This window comes from Fictibacillus phosphorivorans (assembly GCF_023715845.1).
In the GTDB taxonomy this organism is placed as follows: Bacteria; Bacillota; Bacilli; order Bacillales; family Fictibacillaceae; genus Fictibacillus; species Fictibacillus phosphorivorans_D.
Map to the genome: position 1 here is coordinate 1 of NZ_JAMBOR010000069.1, position 426 is coordinate 426.

Here is a 426-nt window from a genome sequence, read left to right on the forward strand (position 1 = left end):
GGGCAGAAAGGGAGGGCGCGCATGAACACAGTCATGATGATGCCGCCAGTGGCGCCACGTTTTTAGGGCAACGGCATAATGTCTGCCGGCTGCACAACGTAGCTTCATGCCCTGAAGTGATTTCAGCACCGGCAGCAAGGGTACAAACAAAAAGCAGGGCATATCCTCGGGTGCCCACGTTGCAGAACCTGACTGATATTATCGGGCGGTCCGCTCCGGCAGCGTCAGAACGAACGCCCCAGGCGCTGATGTTCATGGCTGAGGCGCAGGAAAAGCTCATCTGTGAGGCCGAAACTGCGCTGGCCAGCCAGTCTGTTCGCACATACCGGCGATGGTACTCGCACTGGCGGCGCCGGGGCGTACAGGTGAACGACCTGCTGGATATGACGTGGGTATGGCGCCAGCGTGCCCGGACTGAATGACGAG

1 protein-coding gene is annotated in these 426 nt (G+C 59.9%); it reads left to right on the top strand.

Annotated elements, in window-relative coordinates; all coding sequences use genetic code 11:
* A partial coding sequence (locus M3206_RS18835) for a hypothetical protein (protein WP_251314041.1) occupies positions 1–422 on the top strand: 422 nt, incomplete at its 5' end.
* Between the last annotated feature and the right edge of the window lie 4 nt (positions 423–426).